We start from the raw sequence: 11716 nt of genomic DNA, 5'->3' as shown, positions 1-11716 counted from the left end.
TGCCGAGCGCTGAGCAGCGCTCGGCACGGCCGCCGGACAGAACCGAACTCGGCGTCAAAACCCGGTGCCAGGACCCAGGAGTCAGTTCTGTCCGGCGGCCTTCGCCATCGCGTCGATGGCCCGCAGCGACTTCAGCACCCGGTCGGTGTCGTCGGTCTGCCAGAACGGCGGCATCGACGACCGCAGGAACCCGCCGTAGCGCGCGGTGGCCAGCCGGGAGTCCAGCACCGCCACCACGCCCTTGTCGTCGATGGCGCGGATCAGCCGGCCGGCGCCCTGGGCCATCAGGAGCGCGGCGTGCGAGGCGGAGACGGCCATGAAGCCGTTGCCGCCACTGCGCCCCACGGCCTCGGTCCGCGCCGCCGCCACCGGGTCGTCCGGCCGCGGGAACGGGATGCGGTCGATCACCACCAGTTGCAGCGACGGCCCCGGCACGTTCACGCCCTGCCACAGCGACAGCGTCCCGAACAGGCAGGTCTGCGGGTCCTCGGCGAACTTGCGCAGCAGCTCGGCCAGCGAGTCCTCGCCCTGGCACAGGATCGGCAGGTCGATCTTCTCCCGCAGCTTCTCCGCGGCGGTCTGGGCGCCGCGCATCGAGGAGAACAGGCCCAGCGTGCGGCCGCCGGCGTTGTCCATCAGATCGGCCAGCAGGTCCAGCTGGTCGTCCCGGATGCCGTCGCGGCTCGGCGCGTCCAGGTGCCGGGCGACGTAGAGGATGCCCTGCTTCGGATAGTCGAAGGGCGAGCCGACGTCGAGCGCGCGCCAGTGCTGCGGCAGGTTCTGGACCATGTCCAGGAACTCCTCGCCGTCGCTGTCGCCGTCCCGGAGCAGCTTCACCGCGGCGTCGTAGAGCTCCTCGGGCTTCTCCGGCACGAAGTCCAGCTCGATCCGCTCGCCGCCGTTGAGCCCGACGCTGGCCGCCACCCCGGTGAAGTCGCCGCCGAGCTTCAGGGTGGCCGAGGTCAGCACCACCGGGTTGCGGGCGAACATCCGGAACCGGAGCAGCGACTCGATGCCCAGCGGTGCGATCTTCACCGTGGAGCTCTTGACGCCCCGGAACTCGGTCCGCTCCAGCCAGACGACGTCCTGGTCCGAGCCTTCCAGGATGCGCTCGGCGACTTGGTGCACGGCCTCGCAGGCCGCGCGCGCCTGTTTGCGCGCGCCGTCCATGTCCAGGTCGCCGCCCTTGTTCTTGGCCAGGTCGGTCAGGGCGGCCCGGCTGGCGTCGCGCAGCGCGGACAGCGCCGCGCCGAGCTCCTCGGGCAGCCCGCGGGCGAAGCGGCCCTCCGGGGAGTTCTCCAGCGCCTCGGTGAAGTCCAGGGTGGCCACGGCCAGGTTGGCGGCGGTGGTCTCCTTCACGAACTTGTCGGCCCGGTGGTGGGCGCGCTCGACCGCGCTCTTGGTCAGCTCGCCGGTGGCCGCCGACGTGACCCGGTTGACCAGCTCGTGCGCCTCGTCGACGATCACCGCGTCGTGCTCGGGCAGCACCTGCACGTCGGAGTCCATGGCGGCGATGGCCAGCAGGGCGTGGTTGGTGACCACGACGTCGGCGGACCGGGCCAGCTCCTTGGCCTGTTCGGCGAAGCAGTCCTCGAAGTACTGGCACTTCGAGCCCAGACACTCCCGGGCCGAGACCGACACCTGGGCCCAGGCCCGGTCCGAGACACCGGGCGACAGGTCGTCCCGGTCGCCGGTCTCGGTCTCCTCGACCCAGTCCCGGACCCGCAGCACCTCGGCGCCGAGCTTGCCGACGGCCAGCGGGTCGAACAGCACGTCCTGGTCGCCGTCGTCGGCCTGGCCGCCCTCGACCTTGTTCAGGCAGACGTAGTTGTTGCGGCCCTTGAGCAGCGCGTAGGCCGGCTCCCGGTTGATCAGCGGGGTCATCGCCTTGGCCAGCCGGGGCAGGTCGGAGGCGAACAGCTGCCGTTGCAGCGCCAGGGTGGCGGTGGCGACGATCACCCGCTTGTGGTGCGCCAGGGCCGGCACCAGGTAGGCCAGCGACTTGCCGGTGCCGGTGCCGGCCTGCACGAGCAGGTGGACCCGGTCGTCGAGGGCCGCGGCCACGGCCTGGGCCATGGCGATCTGGCCGGGACGGGTCTGACCGCCCAACGCCTCCACCGCGGCGTCGAGCAGGGGGGTCAGGTCGTCTTCTGAGGATTCGGGGGCGGCCCCGCCAGAGTTCGGCATGGTCGCACCAGAGTACCGATCCGGACCGACAGGTCGGACCGGATCGGCGGAGACGGGCTCCGGGTCGAGCGGGCGTTCCGGGCCGGCGTTCCGGGCCGGCGTTCCGGGCCGGCGTTCCCGGCCCGCGTTCCAGGCCGGCGTTCCGCACCCGCGCCCGCTCACACGCTGAGCGGGTTCGCCACCGTCCCCTCGGCCTCCACGTGCGGCCGCTCGGCGCGGTCGCGGTAGCCGGTCAGGTGCAGCCGGTTCCGGTTCAGGCACAGCCGGTCGATGCGCTGCTGGAAGAGGTCGAACATGTCGAACCGGTCGGCCATCTGCGGGAAGCTGGCCTGGTAGTCCAGCACCCGATCGGCGACCAGGCCCCAGAACAGCCCGCGGTCCACGTCCAGGTGCTGCTCGGCGAGCCGGGCCAGGTAGCGGAAGTGGCCGATGAACAGGCCGGACTGGATGAACTGGCACAGGTAGTCCGGGGACTCGCGGATCAGCACCGCCTCGACCGCCGGCGGCAGCGCGCCGAGCTCGGGCAGGTCCTTCTCGCAGATGTTGACGTCGTCGACGAAGTCCTTCACCGCCATCCGGGTCGGCCACTCGCGCTCGTCCGAGACCAGCACCGTGTTCTCGCCGTGCGGGTTGAACACGATCCCGTACTTGTAGAGGAAGTGCAGCAGCGGCGGCAGGATGGCGGCGAACAGCTTGTCCAGCCAGTCCGCGCCGTCCAGGCCGGAGCGCTCCACCAGCTCCACCACCAGCGGCCGGCCCTCGCCGTCGACGTGCAGCAGCGCGGCCAGGGTCCGGGCCCGCTCGCCCGGCTCCAGGCGCGGCGGCAGCGGCTGGCGCCAGATGGTGCCGAGCAGCTCGCGGTACTGGTAGGGGACGTCCGGCATCCGGTCCAGGATCGGGTGCCGGACCGCGACCGAGGCCACCTCGCCGAGCAGGATCACCCGGCACTCGTCGGACAGGAACGGGTCGGCGTCGGCAACGTCCAGCAGCCACTCGGTGACCGCCGGGGCGGCCAGCGTCCGCTCGGTCGGCAGGCCCCGCCAGACCATCGTGTTCAGCACCGACAGCGGCAGCTTCACGTGGTGCCGGGCCGGCTGGTCCACGTTGGCGAAGGTCCGGATCGACTGCTGCGGCAGGTACTCGTCGTCGGCGTAGCCCAGCGGCACGATCAGGCCGGCCGCCACCTCGGCGCCGAACAGCGGCTGGATCATCTCGTCCCACTGCCACGGGTGCACCGGCAGCCACCAGTAGCGGGCCGGGTTGAACCCGTTGCGGACCAGCTCGCTGCCGAACCGGATCCGGGTGTTGGAGTCCAGCTCGGTGGTGTACAGCCGCTGCGAGGTCAGGTTCCGCACCGCGGTGAAGTCCGCCAGGTCCTGGTCCACCGCGATCCACGGCAGCCGCACCCGGTGCCGGGCCTCGGGGGCGTAGCGCAGCGCGTCGGAGGCCGAGAACCCGAACCGGCCCTTGTTGAACACGATCCAGGGGTGCCCGGTCATGTGGCCCTCGAGCTCGGCGTAGGACAGCTCGGCCAGTTCGGCCGCGCCGATCGCGCCCCGGGCCAGGCACACGTCCGCGGCCAGGGTCGCGGCCAGCTCCCGGATCAGGTGCCCGGCGGTGTCGCCGGGCAGCTCCAGCCGGCCCTGCGCGTCGCGCACGAACAGCAGCGGATCGTGCGGCGCGGACTCCGCGCCGCGCTCGGAGCGGCGCAGCGAGTCGTCGTCGACGAACCAGGATCCGTAGTCGCCCCGGTCCGCCCGGAACCGGTAGCACACGCCGTGGTCCAGATCGAGCCGGTAGCTGTCACCCCCCTCCGCCTCCGGATCGGGATCCGGCGTGAGCAGGCCTTCGTAGCAGAACTCCCCGATGCACTTGGCCAGCAGCGCGCGCGCCGCCTTCCGCCAGGTCTCGGACGCCGCGCCGGCCTCGGCGCGGAGGTTGCGGGCCGGTTGGGACATGGTCAGGACACCTCGATTCGGATTCCGGGATCGCGCTCGGCGGCCGCCAAAGGGTCGAAGGCGGTGTGCGCCGCGCGCCTGGGCAGGTCGTAGACGGTGCGGCCGGTGACGGCGTTCAGGATCACCGCCGCGCGGTGCGCCCCCAGCCCCAGGTCCGGGGCCCCGACGCCGTGGGTGCGCTGCTCGGCGTTCTGGACGTACAGGCCGGGGGCGACGCGGTACTCCAGGTCGGCGTCGGCCAGGGCGGCCGCCAGCTCGGGGTCCAGGAACGCCGGCGGCCGGGGCCGGTAGCCGGTGGCGAACACCACGGCGTCGGTCAGCACGCTGAACTCGCACTTGCGCCGCTCGTGCAGGCAGGTCAGCTCCACGCAGCCGCGCACCGAGGGCCCGCCGCCGGTCACCGACACGCCGGGCAGCAGGGTCACGCCGGTGTCGCCGGCCAGGCCGAGGGTGCCGCCGTACAGGCTGTCGAAGGACCGCAGGTGCAGCTCGGCGTGCAGGTCGGCGATGGTCCCGAAGCTGATCGCCTTGTGCAGCCGGCCCTGCGTCCGCAGCAGGTCGGCCCGCACGTCCTCGGGCAGGCCGTGGAAGTAGCGGGTGTACTCCGGCGTGAAGTGCTCCAGCCCGAGCTTGGAGTACTCCATCGGCTCGAACGCGGCGGTGCGGGTCAGCCACCGCACCCGCTGGCCCGGGGCCCCGGTCCGCAGCAGGTCCAGCACCACTTCCGCGCCGGACTGCCCGGACCCGACGACCGTCACGTCGTCCAGGCCGCGCAGCCGGTCGCGGTGCACCAGGTAGTCGGCGCTGTGCAGGACCTGGCCGTCGATGTCAAAGGGCAGCACCGGCTCGGTGCCGATGCCCAGCACCAGGTTGGCGGCGTGCACGGTGGCCGGGCCGCTCGGCGCCGTGTACTCGACCTCGAAGCCGCCCTCCTCCCGCGCCGAGCGGCGCACCCGGGTGACCGTGGTGCCGAACCGGCAGAACGGCAGCTGCGCGGCCACCCACTGGCAGTAGGCCTCGTACTCGCGGCGCTGGAGGAACAGGTTCTCGGCGAAGTAGAAGCTGTAGAGCCGCTCGGTCTCCCGCAGCCAGTTCAGCACCGAGAACCGGCTGGTCGGGTCGGTCAGCGACACCAGGTCGGCCAGGAACGGCACCTGGAGCGCGGCGCCGTCCAGCAGCATCCCGCGGTGCCAGGAGAACTCCGGCTGCCGCTCCAGGAACAGCGGCTCCAGGCTGTGGTTCTCGCGCAGCGGCTCGGCCAGCGCCGCCAGCGACAGGTTGAACGGCCCGATGCCGACGCCGACCAGGTCGAAGCGCCGCGGGCCCGGCCCGGCGGCCATCAGCCGGCCCTCCGGGTCTCGGGGATCAGGATCCGGTCGTAGACCATCAGCATCGCCTGCTTCTCCGGCAGGTCCAGCACCCCGCGCGGCTCGAACCCGGCGTTGGTGAAGGCCCGGATCGACCGCTGGTTGCGCAGGTCCGGCTCGGACACCACGCGCGAGCAGGGGGTCCGGGACAGCGCCCAGTCCGCGACCGCCCGGATCAGCGTTGACCCGATGCCGCGCCCGCGGAACGACCCCGGTCCGATCAGCAGATGGATCCCGACGTCGCCCCGGCGCGCCGAGTAGTGGTCGGCCAGCGGGTCCTGATCGGCCCGGTACAGCTCCCAGTAGCTCATGGCCTCGCCGTCGAGCCGGCCCAGGCACGGCTCCGCGTGCGCCGCGGACAGCACCGCGGCGATGTGCCGGTCCAGCACCTCCCGCGGCCCGGCCAGGTCCCAGAACGCCGCGACCTCCGGGTCGTTCATCCAGGCGTGCAGCACCGCCAGGTCCTTCAGCGGCCGCAGCGGTTCCAGCTCGAACCGGCCGAACGGCGTCGGCAGCAGCCAGCCGCCGCGGGTGGAGAGCGTCGTCATCACGGCACCGCCAGCGGATTCGGGATCTGGATGTACACGCTCTGTGTCTCCACCGGCCCGACCAGCTCGTCGAGCCCGGCCACCCGGGTCAGCAGGTTCGCCTTGCACGGCAGCGTCGGGCTCTCCAGCAGCCGCTCGGTCACCCGGTGCGCCCGGCCGGCCGCCTGCCGCGAGGCCGCGAACCGGCCCAGCACCTCCCGGGCCCGGCGCAGCAGCCGGCGCTCGTCGACCAAGGCGGTGGCGCCCAGCGCGCCGATCATTCCGATCAGGTTGTTGACGCCCACGTAGTAGGTGAGCCGCTCGTCCACGACGGCATCGCAGACCACCGAGTCGCTGTCCTCGCCGGGGCGCGGCACGAAGTCGGCCAGGTGCGGCACGGCCGACTCGCGGAAGTAGTAGCCCTGGTTGTCGCGGTACCGGCCGCCCTCGGGCAGGCCGTGCGGGTCCAGCAGCACCAGGGTGTTCTGGTGGTGCGCCTCCAGCGTGACGCCGTGCGCCGAGTCCAGCCACAGGATCGGCACCACCACCGCCTCCAGGTAGCGGGTGAACCAGTCGAGCACCGCGTCGGCGGGGCGGGCGCCGGTGCGCTCGGCCGAGCCCACGACGATGTCGGCGAGCAGGTTCTCGCGCAGGTGGCCGTTGCGCGAGGGCCCGTAGCCGAGATCGGTGAACGCCGCGACGCAGTACACCCGGTCCAGCGGGCCGAACGGGTTCTCCCGCAGCATCACGTCCAGGCCGGGCGCGCCGGTGTCGGCCGCCACCCACGCCGGGTCGCCGACGATGCCGAACTCCGGGTGCGCGGCGGCGATCGCCTTGGCCAGGCCGGCGTCCAGCATCCGCCGCACCTCGACGCCGCGCAGCAACTCCTTGCGCAGGTTCTCGCGCTTGGAGTTGGTGATCCGCAGCGCCAGCGGCAGCTTGAGCATGTAGGGCGCGTCGGCGCGGTAGACAGTGCGCAGGGAGCTGGTGGCGTGCCAGGGCCGGCCGTGCGGGCCGAGGTCGGCCAGCAGGCCCTGGTCCATCAGGGCCTGGATCTCCGGGCGCTGCCGCAGGTCGTGCACCTGCCACGGGTGCGCCGGGATCAGCACCCGGTCCGGGGCGGCGCCGCGCGGCAGGTCGCCGCCGAGCAGCTTGGCGACCAGGGTCGGGGCCGACTCGGCCTCGGCCGAGTCGTGGACGGCCAGGACGGGGTCCACCGACCACCAGTGCAGCTGGAACTCGCCGTCCAGCTCCGGGGAGTAGCGCACCGCCTCCTCGTCGGACAGCCCTTCGCGGGCCTTGGGCGCCGGGTGGAACGGGTGCCCGGCGACCAGCGCCTTCTCCGCCCACAGGAACCGGGTCGGGCCCTGCGAGGTGCCGTGCGACAGGTGCGCGGCGATCCGGCGGCTGGAGTCGACCACCCGGCCGACCAGTTCGGCGACCGCCAGCGCGCCGCCGCCGGCCTCCCGGACGATCAGCGTGGCCAGCGTCGCGGCGTCCAGCGGCGGCGGGGCGGCCGGGGGCAGCCAGGACTCGGCGGTCCAGGCGCTGTCGGCGGTGATCTCGTCCCCGGCCGGCCGCGCGAACACCTTGTTCTTGGGCGCGCCGGAGCGGCGGTTGGCGTGCGGCACCGCCAGCGGGTACACCGGGCCGAAGCGGTGCCAGCCGACCGCCGACCAGGCGTCGACGTCCACCTCGACGGTGACGCCGGTGGCCGGGAAGGTCAGCCGCATCGGGCCGCCGGTCGGGACCGGGATCCGGGCCTCGCGGACCCAGCAGCGGAGAAGGACTTCGGCCGACAGCTCGTCGGCCGCGAAGGTGTTCATGATGGACCGCTCCTTGCGGACACAGCGCCGCCGGCCGCGCCGACCGCGGCCACCAGGGCGTCGATCTGCGGTTCGGTGGTGTGCGGATTGAGAAGGGTGAGCTTGAGCCGGACCCTGCCGGGGGGCGTCCCCGGCCGCTCGCGCGCCAGCTCGGTGCGCCCGAGGACGGCGCGGCCGGCCTCGAGCAGGCGGCGCCGCAGGGCCCCGTTGACGCGGTCGGCGTCGCGGGGGTCCGGCGGCAGATAGCGGAACAGGACGGTGGTCAGCTGCGGTTCGGCGGTGAGCTCCAGCTCCGGGTGCCGCCGCACCGCCTCGGCGGCGTACCGGGCCAGCTCCTGGCAGCGGTCGAGCAGCCGTTGGAAGCCGGCCCGGCCCAGGGCCTGGAACGCGGCCGCCGCCTTCACCGCGTCGGCCCGCCGGGTGGTGCGCAGCGACCGGCCGAGCAGGCTCGGGTAGCCGGCCTGCTCGTCGTCGACCGCGTTCAGGTAGGCGACCCGCTTCTCCAGGGTGCGCAGCGAGGCGGCGTTCTTCACCAGGAAGGTGCCGGCCGGGACCGGCTGCCAGCCGAGCTTGTGCAGGTCCAGGGTGACGGAGTCGGCGGCGGCCAGGCCGTGCAGCCGCGCGTCGGGCTCGGTGCCGAGCAGCAGGCCGCCGCCGTACGCGGCGTCGACGTGGAACCAGGCGCCGTGCCGGGTGGCGAGCTTGGCCAGCGGCTCCAGCGGGTCGAACGCGCCGAAGTCGGTGGTCCCGGCGGTGCCGACCACCGCCATCGCCACCTCGTCCCGGTCCGCGACCGCGTCCAGCGCCTCGGCCAGGGCCTCGGGCAGCATCCGGCCGTCGAGGTCGGAGGCCACCGGGATCACGCACCGCTCGCCGAGCCCGAGGAAGGCGGCGTTGCGCGCGACGGAGAAGTGCGCCTGGTCCGAGGCCAGCACCCGCAGCCGCCCGACCGCGAACGGCGGGATGCCGTCCAGGTCCGGATCGGCGTCGAACCGGCGGCGCAGGACGTCGTCCCGGGCCAGCAGCAGCCCCATGAGGTTCGACTCGGTGCCGCCGGAGGTCAGCACCCCGGCGCTGGAGTCCGCATAGCCGGCCGCGCGGGTCAGCGTCCGCACCACCCCGGCCTCGATCTCCCCGGCGGCCGGCGACTGGTCCCACGAATCGAGCGACTGGTTGAGCGCGGCCACCGCCGCCTCGGCCGCGACGCTGACCGCGAGGGTCGGACAGTGCAGATGCGCGGCGCAGTCCGGATGCCCGGGATCGGCGGCACCCCACGCGAGCAGACGGCCCAGGGAGGAGAGCGTCTCGAAGGGATCGGCACCCCGCTCGGGCAACAGACCGAACCCGCTGGCGGCGACGGCGTCGCGGACCGCGGCGGGCCCGCCGGGCGGCAGCGGACCGGGCCAGTCGGCACGACCGCGGTCCAGACCGTCGAGGACGTCGGCGAGGTACAGCGCCAGCGTGCCGGTGCCGGAAGGGCCGGAGGCGAGGGCGGCGGCCTCGAAGGCGGAGAGGTCGGACAACGCGGATAACGCGGACGACGCCTGAGCGGACGACGCGGACGAATCCTGAACGGACGGCTCCGCGCTCGCGAAAGCCCGATTGGCCGCGATGGACAGCGCCGGACCGGTGGTCAGGTCGGCATCGAAGGGCTCCGCGCGCAGCACGCCGCGCAACACCTCGGCTTCGATGTCGCAGTCGGTGTCACAATCTTTCGCCACCACATCGACGCCATCCGGCTGCGCATCGGCACCGCTCAGCTCGACTTGCATCGCCTCAGTCGCGCTGTCGCAATCTTTTGCGACCGCGCCGACTCCGCACGGCCCGACTTGCATCGCCTCAGTCGCGCTATCGCCATCCTTTGCGACCGAGCCGACTCCGCCCGGCACCCCGCTCGCCGGCGCCCCGCTCGCCGGCGCCCCGCTCGCCGAGGCCACCGCGCCACTCGGCTCGACCCGCAGCAGCTCCGCCTCGGTGTGGCAGCTGTTCGCGTCGCCGAACAGGGTCGATCCGGGTTGGGCGTCCGTTTTTGTGAGGGCTCCCAATGGTTCGGCGCGCAGGATTCCGCGCAGCACGTCGGCCTCGATGTCGTGGGCCACCTGGCCCACGGAGCCGACCAGGCCGGGGGTCGACGCGCCGGCGCAGATCTGGCCCTCGGCCAGGGCCGCCACGGTGCCGTCGGTGAGCGCGTCCGGTCCGGCCTCGGCCGGCGGATCGGGCTGGAATTCCTCAGACATGCGCCACCTCTGCCCGCGCCTGCGGCGCTTCCTGGTCCTCCGCCACCACGTCCAGTGCCCGTCCCAGCGCGCGGAGCAGGTGCTCGGCCTCGTCGTCGGCCAGGGTCAGCGGCGGGAGCAGGCGCAGGACGGCGCCGTGCCGTCCGCCGAGCTCGGCGATCACGCCGCGGGAGAGCAGTTCCGCGCGCAGGCGGCGGGCCGCGGCCGGGCCGGCGGGCCGGGCGCCGAGCGGATCGGGCTCACCGGCGGGGTCGACGATCTCCATGCCGATCATCAGTCCGCGTCCGCGCACCTGTCCGAGGACGGGGTAATGGGCCTGATATCTCGCCAGACGGTCCAGGATGCGCGTCCCCAGCTCCTGCGCGCGGGCCGCGAGTCCCTCGGCGGCGATGTGGCGCAGCGTCGCGGCGCCGGCGGCCATCGCGAGCTGGTTGCCGCGGAAGGTGCCGGTGTGGGCCCCCTCGGCCCAGCGGTCGAGCGCGCCGCGGTAGACCACGACCGCCAGCGGCAGGCCGCCGCCGACCGCCTTGGACAGCACCATCACGTCCGGCACCACGCCCGCGTGGTCGACGCCGAACAGCGCCCCGGTGCGGCCGAAGCCGGTCTGGACCTCGTCGGCGATCAGCGGCACGCCGTGCTCGCGGGTCAGGGCCCGCAGCGCGCGCAGCCAGCCGTCCGGGGCCGGGACCACGCCGCCCTCGCCCTGCACCGGCTCCACCACCAGGGCGGCGGGCAGCGCGGTGCCGGACTGCGGGTCCTCGATCAGGGTCCGGGCGTACGCCGCCGAGGCCGCCTCGCCCAGGGCGCCGCCCAGGCCGAAGGGGCAGCGGTAGGGGTGCGGGAACGGCAGCCGGGTCAGGAACGGGTCGCCGGCCACCGCCGGCTCGCGCACCGCGGTGGCCCCGCTCAGCGCCAGCGCGCCGGCGGTCATGCCGTGGTAGGCGCCGGTGAACGCGAACAGGCCGCGGCGGCCGGTGGCGGTGCGCGCCAGCTTCACCGCGGCCTCGACGGCGTCCGCCCCGGTCGGCCCGGCGAAGTGGACGCGGCAGTCGGCCGCGAGCTCCGGCGGCAGCAGCTCCATCAGCGCCGAGGTGAAGTCGTCCTTGACCGGTGTGGCCAGGTCCAGCACGTGCAGCGGCGCGCCGCTGTCCAGCACCGCGCGGATCGCGGCGACCACCGCCGGGTGGTTGTGGCCCAGGGCCAGCGTGCCGGCCCCGGACAGGCAGTCCAGGTAGTCGCGGCCGTCGGCGCCGGTGATCCACGAGCCCTGCGCCCGCACCGGCACGATCGGCAGGTGCCGCGCGTAGGTGCGGGCCGCGGACTCGCGCGCGTTCTGCCGGGCCAGGATCGGGCGGCCGCCGCCCGGCACGCCATCGCCGGGTGTCACGGCCTGGGGGGTGGATCGGTCGGCGGGCGGGGCGGGCGAGGGCATAGCGGTTCTCCATCCGTGGCAAGAGATCAGGTAAGGCTTACCTAACTCCCATCACGGAAGTCAACCTGAATCACTACCGACAGTGATTCTCCCGCGCGCGGTCCGGAGCGCCGATCACCGACACGCCACCGACGCCCCCGGCGTCGTTTCCGTGCCGTCCGGGACTCCGGCGCCCCGGACCG

Annotated in this window: 7 protein-coding genes; all 7 read right to left on the bottom strand. The window is 73.8% G+C overall.

Annotated features, from left to right (window positions below):
• Nucleotides 1–81 precede the first annotated feature (81 nt).
• The 7 genes from ABD481_RS14730 to ABD481_RS14700 all read right to left on the bottom strand — a co-directional run bounded on the left by ABD481_RS14730 (nucleotide 82) and on the right by ABD481_RS14700 (nucleotide 11534).
• Complete coding sequence (locus ABD481_RS14730) at nucleotides 82–2187, bottom strand: ATP-dependent DNA helicase (RefSeq protein ID WP_344666193.1); 2106 nt, start codon at nucleotides 2185–2187, stop codon at nucleotides 82–84.
• A gap of 158 nt (nucleotides 2188–2345) precedes the next feature.
• Entirely contained in the window at nucleotides 2346–4145 is a 1800-nt protein-coding gene (locus ABD481_RS14725) for an IucA/IucC family protein (RefSeq protein WP_344666192.1), read from the bottom strand.
• A 2-nt stretch (nucleotides 4146–4147) separates the two neighbouring features.
• Complete coding sequence (locus tag ABD481_RS14720) at nucleotides 4148–5485, bottom strand: lysine N(6)-hydroxylase/L-ornithine N(5)-oxygenase family protein (RefSeq protein ID WP_344666191.1); 1338 nt, start codon at nucleotides 5483–5485, stop codon at nucleotides 4148–4150.
• Nucleotides 5485–6060: a GNAT family N-acetyltransferase gene (locus tag ABD481_RS14715; protein ID WP_344666190.1), complete on the bottom strand. Its 576-nt coding sequence runs from the start codon at nucleotides 6058–6060 to the stop codon at nucleotides 5485–5487. The genes ABD481_RS14720 and ABD481_RS14715 overlap by 1 nt, the downstream gene beginning before the upstream one ends.
• Entirely contained in the window at nucleotides 6060–7865 is a 1806-nt protein-coding gene (locus ABD481_RS14710) for an IucA/IucC family protein (protein ID WP_344666189.1), read from the bottom strand. The genes ABD481_RS14715 and ABD481_RS14710 overlap by 1 nt, the downstream gene beginning before the upstream one ends.
• The gene (locus ABD481_RS14705; RefSeq protein ID WP_344666188.1) at nucleotides 7862–10102 is read right to left on the bottom strand and encodes a pyridoxal phosphate-dependent decarboxylase family protein; all 2241 of its coding nucleotides are present in this window, start codon (nucleotides 10100–10102) and stop codon (nucleotides 7862–7864) included. Before ABD481_RS14705 ends, ABD481_RS14710 begins: the two co-directional genes overlap by 4 nt.
• Nucleotides 10095–11534: a diaminobutyrate--2-oxoglutarate transaminase family protein gene (locus tag ABD481_RS14700; RefSeq protein WP_344666187.1), complete on the bottom strand. Its 1440-nt coding sequence runs from the start codon at nucleotides 11532–11534 to the stop codon at nucleotides 10095–10097. Before ABD481_RS14700 ends, ABD481_RS14705 begins: the two co-directional genes overlap by 8 nt.
• Nucleotides 11535–11716: the final 182 nt, after the last annotated feature.

It is taken from the genome of Catenulispora yoronensis (assembly GCF_039531695.1).
Lineage (GTDB): Bacteria > Actinomycetota > Actinomycetes > Streptomycetales > Catenulisporaceae > Catenulispora > Catenulispora yoronensis.
This window is presented reverse-complemented; position numbering and strand designations above follow the sequence as displayed.

What these genes read in the sequence shown, in the direction of transcription:
- ABD481_RS14710 (WP_344666189.1), bottom strand. Translation starts at nt 7,865, where the DNA reads ATGAACACCTTCGCGGCCGACGAGCTGTCGGCCGAAGTCCTTCTCCGC.
- ABD481_RS14725 (WP_344666192.1), bottom strand. Translation starts at nt 4,145, where the DNA reads ATGTCCCAACCGGCCCGCAACCTCCGCGCCGAGGCCGGCGCGGCGTCC.
- ABD481_RS14720 (WP_344666191.1), bottom strand. Translation starts at nt 5,485, where the DNA reads ATGGCCGCCGGGCCGGGCCCGCGGCGCTTCGACCTGGTCGGCGTCGGC.
- ABD481_RS14705 (WP_344666188.1), bottom strand. Translation starts at nt 10,102, where the DNA reads ATGTCTGAGGAATTCCAGCCCGATCCGCCGGCCGAGGCCGGACCGGAC.
- ABD481_RS14715 (WP_344666190.1), bottom strand. Translation starts at nt 6,060, where the DNA reads ATGACGACGCTCTCCACCCGCGGCGGCTGGCTGCTGCCGACGCCGTTC.
- ABD481_RS14730 (WP_344666193.1), bottom strand. Translation starts at nt 2,187, where the DNA reads ATGCCGAACTCTGGCGGGGCCGCCCCCGAATCCTCAGAAGACGACCTG.
- ABD481_RS14700 (WP_344666187.1), bottom strand. Translation starts at nt 11,534, where the DNA reads ATGCCCTCGCCCGCCCCGCCCGCCGACCGATCCACCCCCCAGGCCGTG.